This is a genomic window from Sphingomonas sp. DC5200-1 (assembly GCF_049897245.1).
In the GTDB taxonomy this organism is placed as follows: domain Bacteria; phylum Pseudomonadota; class Alphaproteobacteria; order Sphingomonadales; family Sphingomonadaceae; genus Sphingomonas; species Sphingomonas aquatilis.
This window is the reverse complement of record NZ_JAFCVW010000012.1, coordinates 18,960-41,627: the sequence shown is the minus strand read 5'-3', so window position 1 is coordinate 41,627 and position 22,668 is coordinate 18,960. Positions and strand designations below refer to the sequence as shown.

The 22,668-nt window shown below is 67.6% G+C and carries 17 protein-coding genes and 1 tRNA gene; 11 read left to right on the top strand and 7 right to left on the bottom strand.

What is annotated here, in order from left to right; all coding sequences use genetic code 11:
• Positions 1-49: 49 nt before the first annotated feature.
• The 4 genes from ACP7A3_RS18310 to ACP7A3_RS18295 form a co-directional block, all read right to left on the bottom strand.
• Positions 50-949 (bottom strand): pirin family protein, encoded by a 900-nt coding sequence (locus tag ACP7A3_RS18310; protein WP_426256820.1) that lies wholly within the window; start codon positions 947-949, stop codon positions 50-52.
• Complete coding sequence (locus tag ACP7A3_RS18305; RefSeq protein ID WP_426256819.1) at positions 942-1,388, bottom strand: NUDIX hydrolase; 447 nt, start codon at positions 1,386-1,388, stop codon at positions 942-944. Before ACP7A3_RS18305 ends, ACP7A3_RS18310 begins: the two co-directional genes overlap by 8 nt.
• Positions 1,389-1,555: 167 nt before the next feature.
• Entirely contained in the window at positions 1,556-2,281 is a 726-nt protein-coding gene (locus ACP7A3_RS18300) for a glutathione S-transferase family protein (RefSeq protein WP_017977836.1), read from the bottom strand.
• Positions 2,282-2,294: 13 nt separating this feature from the next.
• A complete protein-coding gene (locus tag ACP7A3_RS18295; RefSeq protein WP_426256818.1) occupies positions 2,295-2,585 on the bottom strand; it encodes a BolA family protein in 291 nt (96 codons plus the stop codon).
• 113 nt (positions 2,586-2,698) lie between these two features.
• Between ACP7A3_RS18295 and ACP7A3_RS18290 the strand changes: the two genes are divergently transcribed.
• The 8 genes from ACP7A3_RS18290 (at position 2,699) to ACP7A3_RS18255 (ending at position 10,480) form a co-directional block, all read left to right on the top strand.
• The gene (locus ACP7A3_RS18290) at positions 2,699-3,238 is read left to right on the top strand and encodes a J domain-containing protein (RefSeq protein ID WP_017977838.1); all 540 of its coding nucleotides are present in this window, start codon (positions 2,699-2,701) and stop codon (positions 3,236-3,238) included.
• Between the two features lie 95 nt (positions 3,239-3,333).
• On the top strand, positions 3,334-3,948 hold the full coding sequence (locus ACP7A3_RS18285) for a TadE/TadG family type IV pilus assembly protein (RefSeq protein WP_426256817.1): 615 nt from the start codon (positions 3,334-3,336) through the stop codon (positions 3,946-3,948).
• Positions 3,949-3,959: 11 nt separating this feature from the next.
• The gene (locus ACP7A3_RS18280) at positions 3,960-4,505 is read left to right on the top strand and encodes a TadE/TadG family type IV pilus assembly protein (protein WP_241769198.1); all 546 of its coding nucleotides are present in this window, start codon (positions 3,960-3,962) and stop codon (positions 4,503-4,505) included.
• Between the two features lie 4 nt (positions 4,506-4,509).
• A complete protein-coding gene (locus ACP7A3_RS18275) occupies positions 4,510-5,829 on the top strand; it encodes a pilus assembly protein TadG-related protein (protein ID WP_426256816.1) in 1,320 nt (439 codons plus the stop codon).
• A 111-nt stretch (positions 5,830-5,940) separates the two neighbouring features.
• Entirely contained in the window at positions 5,941-8,385 is a 2,445-nt protein-coding gene (locus tag ACP7A3_RS18270) for a TonB-dependent receptor (RefSeq protein WP_426256815.1), read from the top strand.
• A gap of 64 nt (positions 8,386-8,449) precedes the next feature.
• Positions 8,450-9,133: a Fe2+-dependent dioxygenase gene (locus tag ACP7A3_RS18265; protein ID WP_426256814.1), complete on the top strand. Its 684-nt coding sequence runs from the start codon at positions 8,450-8,452 to the stop codon at positions 9,131-9,133.
• Entirely contained in the window at positions 9,126-9,377 is a 252-nt protein-coding gene (locus ACP7A3_RS18260) for a ribbon-helix-helix domain-containing protein (protein WP_426256813.1), read from the top strand. The genes ACP7A3_RS18265 and ACP7A3_RS18260 overlap by 8 nt, the downstream gene beginning before the upstream one ends.
• A 47-nt stretch (positions 9,378-9,424) precedes the next feature.
• Positions 9,425-10,480 carry a PepSY-associated TM helix domain-containing protein gene (locus tag ACP7A3_RS18255; RefSeq protein ID WP_426256812.1) on the top strand — a complete coding sequence of 352 codons (1,056 nt, stop codon included), beginning with the start codon at positions 9,425-9,427 and terminating at the stop codon, positions 10,478-10,480.
• A gap of 360 nt (positions 10,481-10,840) precedes the next feature.
• Here ACP7A3_RS18255 and ACP7A3_RS18250 read toward each other — a convergent pair whose 3' ends face one another.
• Both ACP7A3_RS18250 and ACP7A3_RS18245 read right to left on the bottom strand, forming a co-directional pair.
• Positions 10,841-15,445 carry an NAD-glutamate dehydrogenase gene (locus ACP7A3_RS18250; RefSeq protein WP_426256811.1) on the bottom strand — a complete coding sequence of 1,535 codons (4,605 nt, stop codon included), beginning with the start codon at positions 15,443-15,445 and terminating at the stop codon, positions 10,841-10,843.
• A gap of 126 nt (positions 15,446-15,571) precedes the next feature.
• Positions 15,572-16,900, bottom strand: a complete 1,329-nt coding sequence (locus ACP7A3_RS18245; RefSeq protein ID WP_426256810.1) for a PAS domain-containing protein — start codon at positions 16,898-16,900, stop codon at positions 15,572-15,574.
• 191 nt (positions 16,901-17,091) lie between these two features.
• On the opposite strand from ACP7A3_RS18245, the gene ACP7A3_RS18240 reads away from it, so the two are divergent.
• A tRNA-Thr gene (locus ACP7A3_RS18240) sits at positions 17,092-17,167 on the top strand.
• 381 nt (positions 17,168-17,548) lie between these two features.
• Positions 17,549-18,658 (top strand): alkene reductase, encoded by a 1,110-nt coding sequence (locus ACP7A3_RS18235; protein WP_426256809.1) that lies wholly within the window; start codon positions 17,549-17,551, stop codon positions 18,656-18,658.
• A gap of 161 nt (positions 18,659-18,819) precedes the next feature.
• Here the strand turns inward: ACP7A3_RS18235 and ACP7A3_RS18230 are convergent, their stop codons facing one another.
• Complete coding sequence (locus tag ACP7A3_RS18230) at positions 18,820-21,633, bottom strand: bifunctional YncE family protein/alkaline phosphatase family protein (protein WP_426256808.1); 2,814 nt, start codon at positions 21,631-21,633, stop codon at positions 18,820-18,822.
• Positions 21,634-21,984: 351 nt separating this feature from the next.
• Here ACP7A3_RS18230 and ACP7A3_RS18225 point away from each other — a divergent pair, with 351 nt between their 5' ends.
• Positions 21,985-22,647, top strand: coding sequence for a Dps family protein (locus tag ACP7A3_RS18225; protein ID WP_426256807.1), 663 nt, complete (start codon positions 21,985-21,987; stop codon positions 22,645-22,647).
• The last annotated feature ends 21 nt before the right edge of the window (positions 22,648-22,668 follow it).

Below are 22,668 nucleotides of genomic sequence, written 5' to 3'. Positions count from 1 at the left end.
TTCGCCCCGCTTTCGAAAGGCCTAACGCACCAGCGCAGGGAAAGACGCTTTAGGGATAGCTGACCGTGTTGGGCACCTGCGGGATCGGAATCCATTCCTTGTCGTCGCCGGGAACGAGCGGGAATTCGCCGGCGGTCCAGGCGCGGCGCGCCTCCTCGATCCGTTCGCGGCGCGACGAGACGAAGTTCCACCAGACGTGGCGCGGGGTCTTGAAGGCGTCGCCGCCCGCCAGCATCGCGCGTCCGCCGGTGTCCGAGCGCAGCGTCGCGGCGATGCCGGGGCGCAGGACGTAGAGCTTCATCGGTTCGAGCGGCATGCCCTCCAGCGTCGCCTCACCGAAGGCGAGATAGATGGCGCGCTCGTCCGCCGCGGCGTCGATGGGGACGGCGGCACCGGGATCGAGCAGGATGTCGGCATAGATCGTGCCGGCATAAGTGGTGGTTGGCGCACGCTGGCCCCACAATTCACCCATGATGATGCGCGCACGGGCGCCGTTCGCCTCCAGCGTCGGCAACGCATTGCGCGCGACATGTTCGAAATCGGGCGCCATTTCCTCCTGGGCGTCGGGCAAGGCGAGCCAAGTCTGGATGCCGGACAGCACCGGACCGTGCGCGCGTTCGTCACCGGGCGAGCGCTCCGAATGGACGATGCCATGGCCGGCGGTCATCAGGTTCACCGCGCCGGGTTCGATCCGGAGCTGCGTGCCGAGCGAGTCGCGATGTTCGATCGCGCCGTCGAACAGATAGGTGACGGTGGCGAGGTTGATGTGCGGGTGCGGGCGCACGTCGATGCCGCCACCCGCGGCAAGCTGTGCCGGGCCCATCTGGTCGAAGAACAGGAACGGCCCCACCATCGTGCGGGCGCGGCCGGGCAGCGTGCGGTGGACCTTGAACCCGCCCAGGTCGTGGGTGACGGGGGTGATGGTCTGGAGGACGAAATCGTCAAGCACGGGCAGGCTCCGTTTCGCGAAGAAGCTGTTCGAGATCAGCAGGGTAGATGACTTCCGGCCAATCGGCGAGTTCGGACAAGGCGAACCAGCGCGATCCCGCCAGCACGCGCTGTTCGAGCGCAGTCAGCGCGCCGGCCTGCACGTCGTGGCGATCGATATCGACACGGAAATAGCGTTCGTCGGCGACCACCTCGACGCCTTCGAAGGTCAGGAACTCGCAGGTGCGCTGCGCGACTTCGGGCCCGCAATCGATGTCCAGTCCCACCTCTTCCCACAATTCGCGGCGGGCCGCCTGCGGGTAGGTTTCGCCGGGATCGACCGCGCCGCCGGGCGTACACCATAAGGGCGGGCGGTCGCCGGGGGTGAAGCGCATCAGCAGCACGCGGCCGGCGCCATCAACCAGCAGGATGCGGGCGGCGGGGCGGGGGACGCGGGTCATGGGCGACGACATCGGGCTTCCTTCCACTCCCCGTTCGGTGTCAGCCGGCCGACGGCTGTAGGCCGTGAGCGCCAGCCATGCGAAGCACGGCTGGAGGCCAAGGGGCTGGGCCGTGTCTTACCGGTCCGGCGCGATTGCGACAGCCCGCAATCGGGAAACGCTGCGGTTCAGTGCAGGCGCGATCCGCAGTCGAGTTCGGGATAGTGGCGGAAAATCCCCTCGGTCGTGAAGGGCAGGCGCCGGTCGCTCTTCAGATAGGCGCGGATGCCGGGCAGGTCCGCCACCGCGTCACGCAGGCGGAGCAATGCGGGATAGCGCGATTCCAGCGCCGCCATCCGCTGCGGGAACATATAGCGCAGCCCCTCGACCAGCTGGAACAGCGAGGTGTCGGCATAGGTCCAGCGATGGTCGACCAGCCATTCGGTCGGGCCATGCCGTGCCGCCGCCTCGAAATGGTCGAGATATTTGGGCAGGCGTTCCCTGCGGAACTGGTCGGCGGCGCGTGCGGCCTCGTCCTTCTGATCGTCGTAATAGGCCATCATCGCGACGGGATGATGGACGCTGTGAACCTCGGCGATGCAATCGGCGATGGTCAGTTGCAGCTGGTTGATCCACTGCCGGTCGGCAAGGTTCGACGGCGCCAGATCGTGCTGCTGGCCGAGGAACTGCAGGATGTTGGCGACCTGCGCCACCGCGTGATTGTCGAGCGCGAGATAGGGTGGTGCGAACGGGCCGCGGCCGGCCTTCGCCCGCGTTTCCATATCGGCCATCATCGCCTCGACACCCTCCAGTCGGGCGCAGTCGAGATAGTCGATGCCGGCCGCCTCCAGCGCCAGGCGCACGAACTCGCCGCGCCCCTGGATCGTCGGCCAATACCACAAGCGATAGGGCATCAGGCTCTCCCGTTCACTCGCCCGGCGCGCGTGCCTTGATCGCGAGGGCATGGATGCGCGTCGACAACAGATCGGCGAGCGCTTTGTTCACGCGGCGCTGGCGTGCGACGCGGGTTTCGCCGGCGAACAGCGGGCTTTCGACGGACACGCTGAAATGCGACTCCCCGGTGCCGTCGTCGCCCATATGGCCGGCATGATGATGGCTGTCGTTGACGACCTCAAGATGGGTCGGTTGCAGCGCGTCGCGCAGGCGCTCTGCGATGACGTCGGCGAGGGGACGGGCGGCGGTGGCGGTGTCGGTCATCGCGCCTATATAGCCAGACTTGCGCAGATTAGGGAGCGTTCGTGGCGCGCGGAAGTGACAGGAAAGACCGGCCGCACACGCGGTTTCATGGCCGGGTGGAAGCGAATGGCCGGATGTGTGCCGAGCCGGGCTGCGAGGAGCCGGGCGAATTTCGCGCGCCGCCGCTGGAAGGCGCGAGCGATGGCGGCGGCGGGCCGGGCGCGTTCCGCTGGATGTGCCTGGAGCATGTCCGCGCGTTCAACAGCCGGTACAATTATTTCGACGGGATGACCGCGGACGAGATCCATCGCGCGCAGCGGCCGCTGGCGGGCTGGGAAAGCGAGACGCGGGCGTTCGCGCGCGCGGGCACGGGCGACCAGGGGCCGCGCTGGGCCGATTTCCGCGATCCGCTCGATGCGATCGGCGCCCGCTATCGCCGCGAGGTCGCGCCCGAGCGCCGCGACGGCAAGCCGCTGTCGGGCCAGGACCGGGCGAGCCTGAAGGTGCTGGGGCTGGCCCCGGACGCCGATCGGACCGCGCTGCGCAAGCGCTATTCGGAACTCGTCCGCACCTATCATCCCGATCGCAACGGCGGCGATCGCAGCCACGAAGCGATGCTGCAAAAGGTGATCGCTGCCTATCAGCAGCTGCGGCAGGCGCCCGCCTTCCTGTGACCGTCGACGCGGCCGGCCTATAAATCCATTTCGCTGGAAAGCCCGAAGCGGACCAGTTTGGATTTTTGTTTACTTTTGTCCGGTAGGATGGCCGCATGAGGCCTCCGACCATCCTACGCGCCCGTGCCCGGCGCCCGGCGCATCGCGCGCCCGCGGCGCACCGCGGCGCCGCGCGCCTGTTGCGCGATGCGCGGGGTGCGACGATCGTCGAATTTGCGATCGTCGCGGTGCCCTTCGTCGCACTGATGCTGGCGGTGGCCGTGACGAGCCTGGCCTATTTCGTCCAGGAAACGCTGGAAACCGCGGTCGAGCGCGCCGCACGCGGGATCGTGACCGGCCGGACGCAGGCCGCCGACAATAAAGGCACCATGTCGGGCATGACGCGGGCGCAACTCGCCGAGCGGTTCCGTCAGGCGGGCTGCGCATCGCTGCCGGCCTTTCTGCCGTGTTCGCGCCTGTACGTGGAGGTGAAGAGCGCGGTCGACTGGACGCTGCTCGACAATTCGCCGCCGGCGATCACCATGGGGCCCGACGGCCGTATCGCCAACGTCTTCGCCTATGACCTGGGGAACCAAGGATCGATCGTCGCCGTCCGCTTCATGTATGTGTGGCCGATCCAGACGTCGCCGCTGTTCGATTTCAGCAACATCGGCAAGGGCCGGCGGCTGCTGATGGCGACGTCGGTCGCCAAGTCGGAGACCTATCAATGACCGGGCGCCGCATGAGATGGCCGCGCCCGCTGCGGGCATTGCGGCGCGATCGACGCGGGTTGGCGCTGATCGAATTCGCGATGATCCTGCCGATCCTGTTGATCCTGTACCTGGGCAGCGTCCAGTTGCAGGACGGCATTTCGTGCAATCGCAAGGTGACGATCGCGACGCGCGGCGTCGCCGACCTGATCGCCCAAAACGCGACCGGCTCGACGACGCAGCGCGAGATCGACAACAGTCTGGCCGCCGCGACGCAGGTGATGGCGCCCTATCCGGCCGCACGCGCGATGATCCGGCTGACGCACGTCACGATCGACAACAATTACCAGGCGCGCGTCGACTGGAGCCGGGCCCTCAACGGCATTCCCGACGTGAAGGGCACCGTGGCGACGATCCCCACCCAAATGCGGGTGCGCGGGGTGTCGTTCCTGATCGCCCGCGTGACCTATGCCTATCAGCCGCCGACCAACTTCGGCTTCATCGGGCCGATCAAGCTGGGCGATTCGCTGATCATGCTGCCGCGCAATTCCTCTGCCGTCACCTGTGTGGATTGTTGATCCCATGACCTTTTCCCTGCTCTCACGCCTGCGTGACGTCCGCCGTGACCGCCGCGGCAACGTGCTGATGATGTTCGGCTTTGCCGTGATGCCGATGACCTTCGCGGTCGGCATGGGCATCGATTACGCGCGCGCGATGAAGTCGCAGACCAAGCTGAACGGGGTCGCCGATGCGGCGGCGCTGGTGGCGGTCAGCAAGATCGCGATGCCGCTGGACGACAAGACCGCCGCCGATCAGGCGCGGCAGATGTTCCTGATCCAGGCGCAGTCGGTGCTCGGCCCCGGCGCGGTGCAGCTGACCAACGTGACCGCAACCGCGGTGAAGGACAGCACCGGGCGGCGCACCGCGTCGGTCACCTATACCGCGACGTCGGGGAACGTCTTTGCGCGCGTGCTGGGCCTCCGGGTGCTCAACATCAGTGGTGCGTCGTCGACAACCAACGCCATCGCGCCGAACATGAATTTCTACATGCTGCTCGACGTGTCGGGATCGATGGCGCTGCCGACGACGAGCGCAGGCCTGTTGAAGATCGCCCAGAGCAACAGCAAGGGCTGCAAGTTCGCCTGCCATTCGGTCAACGACCTGACCGGCACCGACGCCAACGGCAATCAAACGAGCCTGTACAACGTCGCCCGGTCGTACAATCTGACCTTGCGGGTCGACGAAGAGGCGACTGCGGTGCGCAGCCTGATCAGCACGGCGACGACGACAGCCAGTCGCAACGGCGCGGCCTATCAGTTCGCGATGGCGGGGTTCCGGGGCAAGGGCGGCTTTTCGACGTTCCAGGCCCTGACCGGCACCGTCCAGAAGATCATCGATGCGACCGGCCTGATCGGCCCATCGAAATTCTACAGCAATGGCTGCCCGACCTCCGCGTGCAAAAGCACCGAGGTCGGCTTCAACGACCAGGACAGCGCTACCAGCGATGCCATGGACAACATCAACGCGATGATGACCGATCCGGGATCGGGGCTGAACGGCGAGGCGCCCAAGGCGGTGATGTTCATGATCACCGACGGCATGCGCGACGAAGCGCGTTCCGGCGGCAAGCCCGAAATCGCGATCGACACCGCCAAATGCGACGCGATCAAGGCACGCGGCATCCGCATCGCGGTGCTGTACACCGAATATCTGCGCGAATCGCTCGACAACGACAATTGGTCGCAGGTCAACGTCGCACCCAATCTGTACAAGGTCGAACCCGCGCTGCAGGCCTGCGCGTCGACGGGTCTGTACACGAAGGTGACCACTGACGGGGACATTGCGGCCGCCTTGTCGGCACTGTTCCAGAATGCGGTGGCGACGGCGCGAATCACGCAATGAGGGCGCGCCACCGCGGCGTATAACGTGTAAATATATGCGAGTAGCTCGCATTAGCGTTGACGGTGATAATAACTCGCATTAACGGACGCCCCATAAAGGGGACCGTTTTTGATGACCAAACCACCGTTTCTGGCGCTGTCGTGCATCGGCTTCCTCGCGTCCGCGCCAGCCTTTGCCGCTGATCCGGTTGCGGCGACCACGAAGACCGACGTTGCCGCCGACCCGCAGGCGCAGGATGCCCGGCGCGAGGGCGAGCGCGACGACATCATCGTCAACGGCAAGGGGCAGGTGGCGCCTGCGGTGGTCGAAAGCCCCAAGGCGACGTCAGCGCTGATCGACACGCCGCAGACGATCACCGTCATCTCCGACCAGGTGCTGCGCAAGCAGAACCTCCAGACGCTGCGCGATGCGTTGCAGACGATCCCCGGCATCACCTTCGGTGCGGGCGAGGGCGGCGGCGGCTATGGCGACAGCATCAACCTGCGCGGCTATTCGGCCAATACCGACATCACGATCGACGGTATCCGCGATACCGCGCAATACAGCCGCACCGATCCGTTCAATCTGCAGCAGATCGAAGTCTATAACGGCGCCAATTCGGTCTTCAACGGATCGGGCAGCGTCGGCGGCACGATCAACCTCGTCACCAAGGAACCGCGCGCCGAAGACCTGACGATCGTGCAGGGATCGGTCGGCACCGACAATTACTGGCGGGGCACGGTGGATGCGAACCATCGCATCGGCGACGATGTCGCGGTGCGCCTGAACGCGGTGTACCATCATAACGACGTGCCGGGCCGTGACGTCGAGAAGTACGAACGCTGGGGCGTCGCACCCGCGGTCACGATCGGGATCGGTGGGCCGACCAGCCTGACGCTCGCCTATGTCCACCAGCGCGACGACAACACGCCGCTGTACGGCGTGCCCTATTTCAACAACGCGCTGGTCGGCGGCCTGATCACCGGCGCGGATCGCAGCGACTATTACGGGTACAGCAACCTCGATCGCCAGCAGATCACAGTCGATCGCTTCACCGCGACCTTCCGGCATCAGGCGGACGCGCATGTCTCGATCCGCAACCTCACCCGCTGGCAGCGCGTCGGCCAGTACAGCGTGACGAGCGCGCCGCAGGGCACCTTCTGCCTCGCCGGTACGGGCCGCCAGCCGGTGGCGACCAGCGCGACCAATCCGGTCGGCGCGGCATGCCCGACGGGGTTGCAGCCGGGCCAGTGGATCCCGTCCGGCCCGCGCGGGCTGGTGCGCGACCAGGAGAACCAGCTGCTCGCCAACCAGACCGACCTGCGGCTGGAGCATGGGGAAAAGGGTGGCCTGCGCAACGTCGCCAACATCGGCATGTCGGCGATCGTCGAGGATTACCGGATCACCAGCGGATCGCTGCTGCGCAACGCGGACGGATCGGCGGTGTCGCCGCTGCCGACGCTGTCGATCAGCAACCCGGACAGCGTCTATCGCGGGCCGATCAATTACGTCACCACCGCCCAGTCGCGGTCGACCCAGACCAATGTCGCGGTCTATGCCTTCGACACGCTGGAGCTGAACCGCTTCTTCGAACTGAACGGTGGCGTGCGCTGGGAAATGCAGCGCAGCGACTTCCGCGCGCTGCCGCTCCGGACGCTGGCGCCGGGCGTCACGCAGCCGGTCGCCGCGTTGCAGACGCCGCAGATCAACAATGAACGGCTGTTCTCGTACCGCGTCGGCGCGGTGTTCCATCCGGTGCGCGACGTCAGCGTCTATGCCGGCTACGGCAATGCCAAGACGCCCTCGTCGCCGAGCGTGCGCGCCGGCTGCGTCAGCGTATCGAACAATATCGTCACCAACACCTGCGGCGTCGCGCCCGAAACCGCGCACAATTACGAGGCGGGCGTGAAGGCGGGACTGTTCAACCGCCGGCTGGAGCTGACCGCGGCGGTGTTCCGCAACGAGCGCACCAATTATCGCGTGCCCTCGAATGATCCCGCGCTGCCGACGGTGCAGGTGCTGGGCGGCAAGAGCCGCGTCGACGGCATCGCGCTGGGCGCATCGGGCAATATTACCAAGGCGTGGACGATCTTCGCCAATTACACCTATCTCGACAGCAAGGTGTTGCAGTCGGTGTCCGATTACTGCCTCGCCAATCCGGGCAGCACGGGCACACCCAATTGCGGCAATTCGGTCGCCAATCCCGACCCGCAGCGTGGCAGCCCATTGGTGCAGACGCCGACGCATTCGGGCAGCCTGTTCACCACGTACAAGCTGCCGTTCGGGCTCGAGATCGGCTATGGCCTGACCTATCAGGGGTCGTTCACCACCTATGTCCCGGTGCTGACCAACGGCGTGCAGCTGCGCGCGCCCGACTATCTGATCCACCGCGCCTATTTGGCCTACAGCTTCGGCAACGGCTGGACCGCGCAGCTCAATATCCAGAATCTGACGGACGAAAAGTATCTGACCAACGTCCGCAACAACATCAACGCGACCAGCGGCGTCGTGACCGGCGGCTGGGCGATGCCCGGCGATCGGCGCCAGACAGTGCTCAGCCTGTTCCGCAGCTTCTGATCTTTGCTACTCTTCCCCGCCACATCAGCCCCCGGCGGGGAAGAGACCTGAGGAACCACCAGTCATGCTGATTGCCATCCCCGATATTCTGGATGCGGCGGGCGTGGCGCGGCTGCGGGAGATTATCGACGCGGGCGAATGGGTGGACGGCAACGTCACCTCGGGCCCGCAGGCGGCGCTCGCCAAGCGCAATCGGCAGCTGGCCGAAGGGACGGAGGCGGCGCGCGCCGGCGCGGCGTTCGTGCTCGAGGCGCTGGGGCGGTCGCCCCTGTTCTTCGCCGCGGCGCTGCCGCTCAAGGTGTTTCCGCCGCTGTTCAACCGCTATGAGGGCGGCGAGGATTTCGGGCTGCACGTCGACAATGCGATCCGCCTGCAACGCGGCAGCGATTTCCGCATCCGGTCCGACCTGTCGGCGACATTGTTCCTCGACGATCCCGACACATATGACGGCGGCGAGCTGGTGATCGAGGATCGCTTCGGCCCGCAGGTGGTGAAGCTGCCCGCCGGGCATCTGGTCCTCTATCCCGCCTCCAGTCTGCATCGCGTTACGCCGGTGACGCGGGGCGTGCGCACCGCGAGTTTCCTGTGGTTGCAATCGATGGTCCGCGACGATGGCGAGCGGCGCACCCTGTTCGAGCTGGACGAGGCGATCCAGTCGGTCGCGGCCAACAGCGGCCAGGGCGATCCCGCGGTCGTCAAACTGACCGGCATCTATCACAATCTGCTGCGGCGCTGGGCCGATGCCTGATATCGCGGCCCCCGTCTGCGGCTTCGTCGGCCCGGTGAAGCGGTCGATCACGATCGCCGGTCACCAGACGTCGATCAGCCTGGAGCCCGTGTTCTGGCGCGCGCTGGAAGAGGCGGCGCAGGGCTGCGGCCTGCCGCTGTCCGCGCTGGTCGCCGAAATCGACGTGCTGCGCATCGCCGCGGACGATCCGCCCAATCTCGCCAGTGCGTTACGAAGCTGGCTGTTCGCGCGGACGTTGACCTGACGCCCGCCGCCATGCGACCGCCGGGGCACAGTCGGGGATATGCAGCGATGAACGCGGTCAAATGGCGAAAGACCTGGTTTCAGGTCCATAAATGGATCGGGCTGACGCTCGCCATCCTCATCATCCCTGTGTCGCTGTCGGGCGCGGCGCTCGTCTGGCGCGAGCCGCTCGACCGGCTGATCCATGCCGAACGCTATTCCACCAGCGGCACCGCGTTGCTGGCCCCCGAAACCTATGTGGCGGCGGCGCAGCGCGTGCTGGCGCCGGGCGAGCGGATCAGCGACCTCGGCCTGCCCGAGGGGGGCGGCCCCGTGACGGTCAGCGCCGTGGGGGCGCAGGCGCCGCGGCGCGGACCGCCAGCGCGCACCACCGTCTATCTCGATCCGCCCACCGCGCGCGTGCTGGCCGTGGCGCCGCGCAGCGGTGGCGTCATGCGCTTCCTGCATGTGCTGCACGGCAGTCTGCAGGTGCCGGGGATCGGGCGGACGATCGTGGGCTGGATCGGCGTCGCGATGCTGCTGTCGAGCCTGACCGGGCTGTGGCTGTGGTGGCCGAGCGTCGGGCGCTGGACCAAGGGGTTTCGCTGGCGGCGGCATCGCAACACGGACAGCAACCTGCATTACCAGATGGGCTTCTGGATCGCGCTGCCGCTGTTCGTCCTGTCGCTGACGGGCGTGTGGATCAGCTTTCCCGGCGTGTTCGGCGGACGGGAGGGGGGCGGGCGCCCCGCCTTCGCGCCGCCGGTGGCCGAGCCGGCGCAGTCGGTGGACACGGTCGTCGCGCGTGCCGCGGGGGTGGCGAAGGGGTCGCTGCGTAGCGTCGGTTGGCCGACCGAGCGGTCGGCGGACTGGACGGTCAGCCTGGCCGACGGGCGCCGGATCAAGGTTGCGGACGACGGCGGCGTGGCAGTGGCTGCGGCGGCGCGCAAGCCGGGTGGCGCGGCGCGCTGGATGCGGCGGATCCACGATGGCGACGATATGGGGATCGTCTGGCAGGTGGTGATTTTCCTCGGCGGGCTGCTGCCGGCGGGGCTGGCGGTGACCGGCGTGATCATGTGGTGGCGCGCCCGTGGCTGGCGCGCGAAGGTGGCGGCGCGGGGGTAGGGGGCTTCTTCCACTCAGTACCCCGTCACCCCGGACTTGGTCCGGGGTCTACTTTGCGGCTGGGGGATGGCTGGAGGCTCTTGCCGTTCCCTCGCGGCCCGGTGGACCCCGGACCAAGTCCGGGGTGACGGAGTGGGTGGGGCTGGCGTGGTGGAATATGGCGCGTACTGGACGCGCCCGTCGTCGGACTGAGCGATGCCTCAAGTCCTCCCCCGCCAGGGGGAGGTGGCGCCGCGCAGCGGTGACGGAGGGGGAGGTAAGCGGCGTCCGACGTAACAGCGCGTACCGCTTACCTCCCCCTCCACCACGCCGCGATGCGGCGCGGTCCCCCTCCCCCTGGCGGGGGAGGAGTTTTGGGGCTTACCGACCCAATAGCACGCGGGCCTGGCCGGCGATCTGCGCGAGCATGGCCGCATTGGGCTGCGCCGCATGGCGTGCGCGGTCGACCAGTGCCTTGAACTGCGCGACGCGCGCGCCGTTCGCGGTCAGCCATGCCTGCACCGCGCTGCGCGGATCACCGTCACCGGTGCGGCCGAGGAACTCCAGCCGCTGCTGCTGGAAATCGCGCGCCAGGCCGGCGAGCAGCAGGCGCTCCCACGGATCGCCAGAGACGATACGCGCCGCCGCCGCCTGCGCCCAGTCGAGGCCCAGGTCCTGGCCGAGGTGGGTATAGGCCCGCGTCAGCTCGATCTCGTCGAGCCCGAGCCGCTGGCCCAGCGCGGCGAGGCCGACGACGCCGTCCATGTCGAACAGGCGGACGACGCGGTGTGCCAGCTCGGCGGGCGCACCGGCGGCTTCCAGCTCGGCCGCGATGCGGGCGCTCTGCGCGCTCGCTTCCTCGAGCAGCAGCGACTGCGTCTGGCGTTCCAGCGCGGCGATCCCCTGGCCCAGCCGCTCGATCACCGCACCGGGCAGCGTACCCGGCGCATTGGCGCGCAGCAGGTCGGCGATGTGCGACCGGGTCGCCACCGCCACCTCGTTGAATAGCGCGATGCGGGCGCCCTCGGCGATGTCGGCGCGCTCGATCTCCGCCCACAGGCTGTCGAGGCCGAAGACGCGTTCCGCCACGACGAACATCGCGGCGATGTCGGCGACCGCGGCGCCTTCCTCTTCGGCCAGCTCGAACGGGCGCAGTACGCCGAGGCGATTGACGATGCGGTTGGCGAGCTTGGTCGCGACGATCTCGCCCCGCAGGCGATGCTCGTCGATCGCCTTGGCGAAGTCGCGCTGCATCGCCGGCGGGAAGGCGGCGTGCAGGTCCGGTGCGAGTTCGGGGGCGAGCGCCAGCGGTGCCTGCTCGATCCCGTCCTGCAATGACAGCTTGGCGGTGGCGAGCAGCACGGCGAGCTCGGGGCGGGTGAGGCCATGGCCTTCCTGCCCGCGCCGCAGCAGATCGTCGTTGCCGGCAAGCCCCTCGACCGCGCGATCCAACCGCCCGGCGCCTTCGAAGATTTCGATGACGCGGACGTAGCTCGGGATGGCGCTCGCGCCATCGGCCTCGGCGATCGACAGCGCGAGCGTCTGGAGGCGGTTGTCCTCCAGCACCAGATGCGCGACGTCGTCGGTCATGCTGGCGAGCAGCGCGTTGCGCTCCTCGTAGCCGAGGCGGCCTTCATTCATCTCGCGGTTGAGCGCGATCTTGATGTTCACCTCGTTGTCCGAACAATCGACGCCCGCCGAATTGTCGATGAAGTCGGTGTTGATCCGGCCGCCGCGTTCCGAGAAGGCGATGCGCGCCGCCTGGGTGACGCCCAGGTTCGCGCCTTCGCCGATCGCGGTGACGCGCAATTGTTCGGCATCGACGCGCAGGCGGTCGTTTGCGGGATCGCCGACCGCGGCGTTATTTTCGCGCGCCGCCTTCACATAGGTGCCGATGCCGCCGAACCACAGCAGGTCCGCAGGCGCCTTCAGGATCGCGGAGATGAGTGATGCGGGGTCGAGCTGCGTCGCGGTGATGCCGAGCGCAGCCTGTGCCTGCGGCGACAGCGCAATGACCTTCTCGCTACGCGCCCACACGCCGCCGCCTTCGCTGATGAGGTCGGCGTCGTAATCCGCCCAGCTGGAGCGGGGCAGAGCGAACATGCGCGCACGCTCGTCCCAGCTCGCGGCGGGATCGGGATTGGGGTCGATGAAGATGTGGCGGTGATCGAACGCCGCGACGATCTTCAGCGCCTTGCTGAGCAGCATGCCGTTGCCGAAGACGTCGCCCGACATGTCACCGCAGCCGACGACGGTGATCGGCTGGGTCTGCACGTCGACGCCGCGCTCGGCGAAGTGGCGCTGCACCGACACCCACGCGCCCTTGGCGGTGATGCCCATCGCCTTGTGGTCGTAGCCGACGCTGCCGCCCGACGCGAAGGCGTCGCCCAGCCAGAAGTCGCGCTCCAGCGCCAGCGCATTGGCAACGTCGCTGAACGTCGCGGTGCCCTTGTCGGCGGCAACGACGAAATAGGGGTCCTCGCCGTCCAGCACCGCAACGTCCGCCGGATGCACGACGCGGCCATCGACGATGTTATCGGTGATCGACAGCAGCGAGCGGATGAAGATCCGGTAGCTTTCGGTGCCTTCCGCCAGCCACGCGTCGCGATCGACCGCGGGGGAGGGGAGCTGCTTGGGGTAGAAGCCGCCCTTGGCGCCGGTCGGCACGATCACGGCATTCTTGACGCGCTGCGCCTTCATCAGCCCGAGGATTTCGGTGCGGAAGTCGTCGCGCCGATCCGACCAGCGCAGGCCGCCGCGTGCAACCGGGCCGGCGCGCAGGTGGATGCCCTCGACCCGCGGTGAATAGACCCAGATTTCGCGCCACGGCACGGGAGCGGGCAAGCCGGGGATCAGGTGGCTGTCGAGCTTGAACGCCAGCGCTTCGTTCGCCGCGGGGGCGAAGGCGTTGGTGCGCAGGCAAGCGCCGATCAGGTCGCGATAGGCGCGCAGGATACGGTCGTCGTCGATCGCCGACACCGCGTCGAGGCCGCGCGCGATCGCTTCGTCGCTGGCGGCCAGGTCGCCGCTGCCCTTGGGATCGTGCGCGGCCGCGAAGCGCGCGATCAGCGCCTTGGTCAGCTTGGGCGCACGGCGCAGCGCGTCGACGACGGTGGTCAGGCCATAGGGCAGGCCTGCCTGACGTAGATAGCGGAACCAGGCGCGCAGCAGCACTACCGACTGCGGCGACAGGCCGACGTCGATGATCAGGCGGTTGAACGCATCGTTTTCCGCCGCGCCTTCCAGCACCGCGGCGATCGCGCCTTCCAGCACCGCGGCGTCATTGGCATCGTCGGTCGCATCGGTTTCGACGACGAAGTCGTGAACGAAGGTGTCCGCTTCGTCCTGCAACCGCGTCGGCAGTTCGCCGATCACGCGGAAGCCGAAATTCTCCAGCACCGGCACCGCGTCCGACAGCGCGAGCGCGCCGTGCAGCTTGTAGATCTTGAGCTGGCGATCCTCGCCCGCGACGACCGGGAAGATGCGCACCGAGCGGTCGTCGGCGCTTTCCAGCCCCGCAACGCGCAGGATGTCCTGCGCCGCTTCGGCGGGGCTGCTGACGTTGCGGTAATTGGCGGGGAAGGCATTGGCCCAGCGCAACGCCAGCCGCGCGGCGCGCTGTGCGGGCACCTGTTCGGCCAGTGCCGCCTCGACGTCCGACATCCAGCCGCGCACCATCTTGCGCAAGCGCTCGGCGAGCGGTTCGGTCTCGGGCATGCGGCCCGAACCGCGCAGGTCGATCGTGTAGCGCAGCAGCGCGACGACGCCGTCGTCGAGGCTGATCGACCAGTTGAGCACGTTGCCGTTCGAAGCGTCGGCCAGCATCTGGCCGATCGCGACGCGGCGTGCGGTGGTCAGGTCGTCGCGCGGCAGCCAGGCGAAGGCGAACAGATGCCGCCCCAGCGCCGACTTCACCAGTACCAGCGCCGGCCGCGGCCGGTCGGCCAGGCTCATCGCGGTCAGCACCACCTCTTCCAGCGCATCGGGGACGAAGGCGACGACGAGGTCGTGGGGAAGGGCGGTCAGCGCATGCGTCAGCGCCTTGCCGGTATGGCCCTTGGGATCGAAGCCGAACTTTGCTTCCAGCGCCGACAGGCGCGCGCGCAGCACGGGGATGTCGCGCGGCTTGGCGCTGAGCGCGGCGCTGGTCCACAGGCCGGCGTGAATCGACAGGCCGACGACCTCGCCCGCCTCCATCACCGGCACCAGCACCAGGTCGAGCGGCACGGCGCGGTGGACGGTCGAGATCAGGCTGGATTTCAGCAGCAGCGGCGCGTCATTGCCCTCTTCGAACCAGCGGATCGCGAGCGCGCGATTCGCCTCGGCGAGCACCGGCGTTTCGTGCGGATGGCGGACGATGCCGAGCGCTTCGCCGGCGCTGCCGTCGCGCCGCCAGATCTGGTGGCCGAGCAACGTAAACTGGCCGTCGAGGAACCATTGCAGCAGCGCGGCGCCCTCGCCCTGCGGCAGCGCGGCTTCGTCGCGCGCCATCGCGCGTTGCAGCGCGGGCCAGTCGGTGACGGCGGCGCGCACGTCGGCGAGCACGGCGGTCAGATCCTCGACCAGACCGCGCCGGTCACGCGCATCGGCGCGTTCCAGCTCGATATAGATCATCGATTCGGGCGTGCCGGCGCCGCCGATGTCGGTCAGCGCTCCCGATGCGTCGCGCGTCACGCGGACGACGGGGTGGATAAGGCGGTCGATGTCGAGATCCTGCGCGCCGATCGCGGCGGCGATCGAATCGACCAGGAAGGGCATGTCGTCGTTGACGATGGCGAGGCGCATACGGCGCCGCACGTCGTCCGATGCGATCGGCTCCAGCCGGATCGCGGGTTTCCCGGGCTCACGGCGCGCGGCGGTCTCCGCGACGAACGCCGCGGCGGCGGCCCGCTCGGCATCGCCGAAGCCGGTCAGCTCCCCCGGTAGCGCGCCCTTGGTCAGCCGGGCGGCAAGCGCCTCGGCCATGCTCTGGTTCTGGTCGGCCATGGCAGCCGCCTACGCCCGTCTCTTCCGGGCTTCAAGCTTTGCTGCAGTGCGAAAATTACGTGGTAGCGCAATAAAGTGTTGCGCTGGTCGGGCTCCTTCCGGTCGTCGACGGGAGGCGCCCAGCGTTCAGGCCGCGGCCTTGCGCAGCACGCTTTCCAGCAGTGCCTTGTCGTCGACGCATTTGATGACGTCGACCAGGCCATCCTCGCCGGCGCGCGCCAGCAGCACGACGAATTCGTCCGCCACCGCGGGCAAGGCGACGCGGCCCAGCACGGGCAGCGCCCGCAGTTCGGCGGCGGCGCGATCGAACAGGTCGACGCGCTCGTCGGGGCGACGCGTGGCGCGCTCGGCAGCGACCACCGCCTTGATGCCGCCCTGCGCGGTTTCCAGCACGGGGGTGAGGCCGCCAGCGGGCACCTCGGTGCGGCGGGCGTAGGCCAGCACCGCGGCATATTCGGCAAGGCGCGTCTTGTCGTAATCCGATCCGAACACGAGCTTGACGATCGCGGTCAGCGGCGCGCGTGGCTGCACCGTCAGTCCGGCCTGCGACAGTAGCACGGCATAGCCCTCGGCATCCCGCTCGCACGCCAGCGCGAAGTCATGGGCGCGGCCCAGCGCGCGATACAGCGCGGCGCGCCCGCGCGCATCGGCGGCGCGCACTGCCGCCGCGCTTTCGCGCGCCATCGCCAGCCGGTCGCGCAGCGAAGCGTCGGTCGCGGACTCGGCGATCGGTTCCTCCGCCGTCTCGAACCCACCGCTCGGCCCGTCCGCCCACACCGGCGTCGCGGCGAGCGCGCGCGGGGCGCTGCGCACCGCGGCGTCCAGCTCGGCGGCGAGCGTCGCCTGCGTGTCGGCGTCGGCCAGTTCCTTCCAGTTGATGACCCCGTAGATGAAGTCGATCGTACTGTCGTCGGAGGTGAAGGGCATCAAAATGCCGCGATACAAGGTCGTGCGCCCGCGGATGCCGACGAACTCCGCCTCGAATCCGATCGGCGCCCGATTCGCGATGATCTGCAGATAATGGTCGGTCAGGCGCGACAGCAGCGACCGGCCCGGCACGTCCGCAACGCGCACGACATGCGCGTCCAGCCCGCATTCCTCGCGCAGCGTGCGCCCCAGATAGGCGATGGTCGGATCGTCGATGCCGCGGGTAAAATCGATCAATACGCTGTGCGGGCCGAAGTCGGCGATATTGGCGGGATCGAGGTCGTCGATACCGGGGCAGGGGCGGCCCTTCAGCAGCGACACCCAGTGGTTGTAGGCGCGCACGTGCATGCGCCGCTCGTCACCGCCGAGCGAGAAGGCGGCATCGTCCACGCCGCCACCGTCGATGTCGCCGCCATCATCCGGCGGGCTCGCCAGCGCTGCGTCGAGCACGTCATGGCCGCCGCCATCGGCGCGCAGGCCCTCGCCATCCCCGACTCGCCCGTCATCGAAGCCGCGCGCCGTATCCATGCCCAAACCCTTCTCGCATCAGGACATGACGGTCCTGGTCCTAGGCTGCTTCTGCACCGTCCGTGGTAAACGGAGCGTAAAGCCGCGAGGCGAACAATTGGCATGCCCCGACACAAAGGCCGCTTGTCAGCCGCGATCCGACCTGTTAGGCGCACCCCCGAACGGCCCCTCAGCGGGCCGGTCCACCCCGGGCCGCTTTAGCTCAGCTGGTAGAGCATCGCATTCGTAATGCGGGGGTCACAGGTTCGAGTCCTGTAAGCGGCACCATCTTTCCGAAAATCGTTGGAAAACAACCGTCCAAGCGACGGTCTCGTGCTGTTTATCGCGGACGGGTGCCGCACAACGCCGCTTTCCGATTAAGGGCTATGTCTTTCAATCTTTCCAGAAATGAGAGCGAAAAAGATGTACGTTCATGACGTCGAAGCATCTTCGCCTTCCGCTTCCACTTGGGGTTGAACAGCGGCTATAGCGCGCGGAATGACCCCAACGGGTCTCGGTCGCATACGAGCCCGCTACGATCGTCAACGCGCCATCGGCATCGTCCCGATCGGTTCAACCGACTGAAATCGCGGCTGAGTGCCGGACCGGAATGGCAGTTTGTCCGTTCAGCGCTCCTGACGTTGCACTGCTTGATGGATATCGCCGACCATGCCCGACCATTCCGCTTCGCCCATATTGCAGCCCGTGCAGATCGGCGATTTGTCGCTGCGCAACCGCATCGTCATGGCGCCGTTGACGCGCAGCCGTTCGAACGACGAGGGGATTCCGCCCGACTTCGCCGCCGACTATTACGCGCAGCGCGCTGACGCCGGGATCATCATAAGCGAGGCGACCAATGTTTCCCCCCAGGCGGTCGGCTATGCGCTGACGCCGGGCATCTGGAACGACCAGCAGATCGAGGCATGGCGCCCGATCGTGCAGGCTGTCCACGATCGGGGCGGCGTCATGTTTCTGCAGCTGTGGCATACGGGCCGCATCTCGCACCCCGACCTGCAGGGCGGCGAGCCGCCGGTGGCGCCATCGGCCATCAAGCCGGTCGGACAGGCGTTCACCAAGGACGGGATGAAGGACCACGTCACGCCGCGCGCGCTCGAAACGGACGAGATCCCCGGCATCGTCGAGGACTATCGCCGCGCCGCCGCCAACGCCAAGGCGGCCGGCTTCGATGGGGTCGAAGTCCATTCGGCGAACAATTATCTGCTCGAACAGTTCGTCCGCGACAGCACCAACCGGCGAACCGACCGCTATGGCGGGTCGATCGAGAACCGTCTGCGCTTCCCGCTCGAGGTCGTCGACGCGGTCGTCGGCGTTTGGGGCGCGGGGCGTGTCGGCATCCGGTTGTCGCCGGCGACGACGATGCCCGGCGAAACCCCGCTCGACAGCACGGTGATGGAAACCTTCGGCACCTATGTTGACGCGCTGTCGGAGCGCGGCCTGTTGTATATCCACGATATCGAGGGCGTGACGCAGCAGACCCGGGACGCGGAGGGCGTCGATTTCGCCGCTTTGCGCAAGCGCTTCGAGGGGGCGTACATCGCGAACAACCAGTATACGCTCGAGCTGGCGGAGGAGGTTCTCGCGCGTGGCGATGCCGACCTGTTCAGCATGGGGCGGCCGTTCATCGCGAACCCCGACCTCATCGATCGCCTGCGTACGGGGGCGCCACTTGCGGAGGCTCCGAAGGACTATTGGTACGGCGGCGGATCGGTCGGCTATTCGGACTGGCCGACGATGCAAGGAAACCCGGATCGCGGCTGAGCCAGCCGCGCCTAGGACCCTGTCGTAGGATCGGGTCCGTGCCGTGGGTGAACGAGGCTAAGGTATGGCAGCGGTGGGCGCGGGTGGTCGAAGACCGGCCTCCGCGTCCGACGTAAGTCGGAAGGAAGTCCGAAGGCAGCGCCCGAGTGTCCGAACGGGGATCAGCGCGGGCAGCCGGCGCTCGCCTTCCCGATCAGTCCCGATCGAGCCATTCGCAAATCCCGCCCATCGCGCTCGGTCGGCTGAACGCCGGAGCCCAGTCCCCGCCACAGCGCCGCGTTGAAGGCCGCGGTGTCGAGATGATCCTCGGTGCGGAAATCCTGCCCGCGCATCGCCTCTGCCCACCAGGCCGAGCCGGGGTGGTTGCACCGACCGGTCGTTGCCGCGATCCGGGGGGCGAAGCGATCGGCGGGGATCGGAAGCTGCGTCGTGCGCAGCACGTCGGCCGCGTCCGCGCGATACGTCCAGTGCGTTTGCGCGGGGTCGAACAGGTCGGCCATCGGCGCCGCCAGCCCGTCGTTGAGCCCCAGCGGCTTCAGCCCCAGCACCGTCTCGATCGTGCGCAGGACGTTGACCGTCGTATAGCGGGTCGAGACGACCGCGCCCTGCCGGACATAGGGGCCGGCCACGAACGCGAACGATCGGCGCGCATCGACATGGTCGGCACCGTTCTGGGCATCGTCCTCGATGACGAACACCAGCGTCGAGCCCGCGACGCGGCTGTTGGCGATCGCCTCGACGACCATGCCGAGCGCGTAATCATTGTCGGCCATTTCCGTTTCGACGGTGTTCACCCCGTCGATCGCCTCCTTGAAGTCGCCGAAGTGATCGTGGCTGAGGCGCAGCAGCGTCAGGGCAGGGACCTTGCCGGCCGCATCGGCGGCGTCGAACTCGCGCCGCCATTCCAGCATGCGCCAATAATCGGGGAGTTTTTGGTCGAAGCCGCGGAAATAGGGATCGCTGCGCTTCGCCAGCAGCCGGTCGCCGGGCGTGTAGATGCGCGTGCCCGTCTTCCACGGTTCGCGGATCACCGGTATCGCGCCAGGCGCGCCAGCATCGTAGACCGAGGCGTCGGAAAAGCCGTAGTTGCGCACCGAAAGGCCCGCGCGGATCGCCTGATCCCACAGGAAGCCCTGGTTCCTGTCATCGTCGTCGTCGCCATCGGGCGCGGTCAACAGGGCAGGGCCGGCGAGCAGATCGGGGTCCTTTGACAGCGCCGGGTTCGTCGCCTGACGCTCGGTCGGGGTCTGCTGCGCGTAGACGAAGCGGTCTGCTTCCTCCGCTTCATAGGCGAGGCCGCGCTGCGCATAGTTCACAGGCGCCGTCTTTTCGAGCAGGTCGGGCGTGCGCGCGGCGGTCGACCAGGTCCAGCCGGTGCTCGATTGCTCTCCCGAATCGTAGAAATTGTCGAGCGTTGCGAACTGGCGCGCGAGGCGGTGGTGGTTGGGCGACAGCGCCCGGCCGAGGATGGCGAGATGCGGATCGCCGTTGCCGACCTCCAGATCGCCCAGCACCTGGTCGTAGGTGCGGTTTTCCTTGATGATGAAGACGACGTGGCTGACCCGCGCCCGGATCGCCGCCATGTTCGCCTCGGCAGCGGCGCGGGCGGCGGCCCCGGGGAGGCCGATATTGTCGGCGACCTGAAGCGTCGTCGCGGCCAGCGCCTTGTCGTCCGGCAGCGGGAATTCCAGCATCCCCGCTTTTTCCAGCTGGTAGATATATTGGTTCGCCGCGCCGCAGGCATTGGGCTGACCACGATAGATGGCGAGCTTCGGCGCGCAGCCCTGCGGGTTGGGGCCAGGCGGGCTCTTGCGGTTGACGACGAACACGCGCTTGCCATCGGCCGACGTCGCCACCGCGCTGGGATACCAGCCGGTCGGCACCAGCCCCGTGACGGTCCCGCCGGCGGCGCTCGGTGCGACGATGGCGACAGCATTGATCCCGCCCAGCGTCACCAGCAATCGCCCGTCGCGGAGCTGGGCAAGGCCGTTGGGGTTGAGCCCCTTGCCGATCGCGGGGGCGGCGAGCGCGTCCGGCAAGGTGAGGCGCGGCTCCGCAACCAACCGCGCCTGGACGGTATCGATCACCGCAAGCCGGTCGTCATTGTCCTCGGTGGCGAACAATCGGTGGGTGCGGACATCGGCCAGCAGGGCGGTGGGCTCGCCGATCGTCGCGATCCGGCCGGTGATCCGGATTCCCGACCGCGACGGCGTCAGCGCGACGATCTGCCGATCGCGGGGCGACGACACCCAGGCATGGCCGGCATCGGTCCATGCGATCGCAAAGGGAAATTCGCCGCCCGGGACGCCGCTCTGCGCCGGGTCGATCTTTCCGGGGCGCAGGTCCTGCTCGGCGATGACCGTACCGCGATCCAGGTCGAGCAAGCTGACCGAGTCATTGTAATAGTTGGCGACGAGTCCGTAATGCCCGTCCGGGCTGACCGCGACGCCTGCCGCCTGCGGCTTGACCCCGGCGCCGAGGCCGGCGGTGTGGCCGAGCCTGATCGTCGCGATTTCGACATACCGCCCGCCCGACCATCCGAACACATGGACGTTGTCGTCGACGCCGCCACCGACGACGAACCCGCGTCCATCCGGGCGCCATGCGATGCCGCCATAGCTGTTGGGGACGGTCAGCGTCTGTACCCGCCGGCTGCCATGCCCGTCGATCGCGTAGCGGAAAATGTATTGGACGGACTGCGCCGCGACGACCTTCCCGTCGGGCCCGTTGAAGCGGTTGAAGCCGCTGGTCAGCACCAGCATTTCGCGCCCATCCGGACGGCGCGCGATCGCCGCCGCGCCATCGACGACATAGGCGGGGTCAGGACCGGTGCGCGCGACCAGCGGCTCGAACCGCGCGCCCGGCGCCGCGGTGGGAGTGAGGCGCTGTCCGGTCGGCAAGGGTTGCCCCGCCCGGTCCTGCGCAGCGCAGGGGGCAGACAATAGGATCGCGAAGGCGGATAGATATGGGCGCATGGTGATCTCCGAGATCGGTGACCATAAGACTGGATTGTGACGTCTCACCATCCACGCCGCAACGACAGTCCTTCATCGCATCGAAAACAACAGAGATGAACGGCAGAAACTGGAAAAGTGGTGCAGGTCCGTGCCTGGCCGGCTGTGCGTCGTCGAGACGGTGGCAAGGATGCGTCCGCCCTGTCATGGCGCAGGACCAATAGAGTTGCGCTTTACGGGTAAATGCTTGTTCCCGCCGCGAAACATAAACACAAATTTAGACAACCCTATGCCGGTGCTGGCGTTCATCCTTCGCCTGTCAACAGCCTGAGCCGAACCACCCTGGCTGAGGCAATCGCCAAAGGAATACGAATGATGCGCTTCGCTTCGCTCGCCGCGGTCGCGTGCCTTTTTGCCACGCCCGCTTTCGCCCAGAGCACCGATACCCGGTCCGACAACGGGTTTCCCCAGAACAGCCTGTCCAGCCAGGTCCATGGCGGTCCGCAAGGCGAGGCGCAGCGCGCGTCGATCGCGGCACTGCAGCAGGCGCTGATCGAACTGCAACAGCTCCAGCTCCAGACCAAACAGGCCCATTGGAACGTGTCGGGCACGCTCTTCTATCCGCTGCACGAATTGCTGCAGGACCATCACGACGGCGTCGCCAAATATGCCGACGAGGTGGCCGAGCGATTGCTCGCGATCGGTGCGTCGGCGGACGGCCGCGCCAACACCATCGTCCGCACCAGCCGCGTGCCCGAGATGCCGGGCGGCTTCATCGACGACGCGCAGGTCATCACCTGGTTCGCGACCAATTATCACGTGGTCAGCGACGAGATCGGTCAGGGCATCAAGGCCAGCGAGGACGGCGATCCGACCACTTCGAACCTGTTGCAGGAGGTGCAACATGCCATCGACAAATATCAGTGGCAGATGCGCGCCATGATCCAGCCGACGCCGACGGATTCCAATACCGGGGCAGATCTCAATAGCGGACGCCCGGTGCCGCCGATGACACGGACGGCGCCTGCTCGCTGATTGAACGGCAGGAAACATCAG

Excerpts from the sequence above, each read along its gene's own strand:
- ACP7A3_RS18305 (WP_426256819.1), bottom strand. The coding sequence starts at position 1,388 with ATGACCCGCGTCCCCCGCCCCGCCGCCCGCATCCTGCTGGTTGATGGC.
- ACP7A3_RS18255 (WP_426256812.1), top strand. The coding sequence starts at position 9,425 with ATGAACGCGGTCAAATGGCGAAAGACCTGGTTTCAGGTCCATAAATGG.
- ACP7A3_RS18225 (WP_426256807.1), top strand. The coding sequence starts at position 21,985 with ATGATGCGCTTCGCTTCGCTCGCCGCGGTCGCGTGCCTTTTTGCCACG.
- ACP7A3_RS18230 (WP_426256808.1), bottom strand. The coding sequence starts at position 21,633 with ATGCGCCCATATCTATCCGCCTTCGCGATCCTATTGTCTGCCCCCTGC.
- ACP7A3_RS18275 (WP_426256816.1), top strand. The coding sequence starts at position 4,510 with ATGACCTTTTCCCTGCTCTCACGCCTGCGTGACGTCCGCCGTGACCGC.
- ACP7A3_RS18295 (WP_426256818.1), bottom strand. The coding sequence starts at position 2,585 with ATGACCGACACCGCCACCGCCGCCCGTCCCCTCGCCGACGTCATCGCA.
- ACP7A3_RS18235 (WP_426256809.1), top strand. The coding sequence starts at position 17,549 with ATGCCCGACCATTCCGCTTCGCCCATATTGCAGCCCGTGCAGATCGGC.
- ACP7A3_RS18250 (WP_426256811.1), bottom strand. The coding sequence starts at position 15,445 with ATGGCCGACCAGAACCAGAGCATGGCCGAGGCGCTTGCCGCCCGGCTG.
- ACP7A3_RS18280 (WP_241769198.1), top strand. The coding sequence starts at position 3,960 with ATGAGATGGCCGCGCCCGCTGCGGGCATTGCGGCGCGATCGACGCGGG.
- ACP7A3_RS18270 (WP_426256815.1), top strand. The coding sequence starts at position 5,941 with ATGACCAAACCACCGTTTCTGGCGCTGTCGTGCATCGGCTTCCTCGCG.
- ACP7A3_RS18245 (WP_426256810.1), bottom strand. The coding sequence starts at position 16,900 with ATGGATACGGCGCGCGGCTTCGATGACGGGCGAGTCGGGGATGGCGAG.
- ACP7A3_RS18285 (WP_426256817.1), top strand. The coding sequence starts at position 3,334 with ATGAGGCCTCCGACCATCCTACGCGCCCGTGCCCGGCGCCCGGCGCAT.
- ACP7A3_RS18265 (WP_426256814.1), top strand. The coding sequence starts at position 8,450 with ATGCTGATTGCCATCCCCGATATTCTGGATGCGGCGGGCGTGGCGCGG.
- ACP7A3_RS18300 (WP_017977836.1), bottom strand. The coding sequence starts at position 2,281 with ATGCCCTATCGCTTGTGGTATTGGCCGACGATCCAGGGGCGCGGCGAG.
- ACP7A3_RS18260 (WP_426256813.1), top strand. The coding sequence starts at position 9,126 with ATGCCTGATATCGCGGCCCCCGTCTGCGGCTTCGTCGGCCCGGTGAAG.
- ACP7A3_RS18290 (WP_017977838.1), top strand. The coding sequence starts at position 2,699 with ATGTGTGCCGAGCCGGGCTGCGAGGAGCCGGGCGAATTTCGCGCGCCG.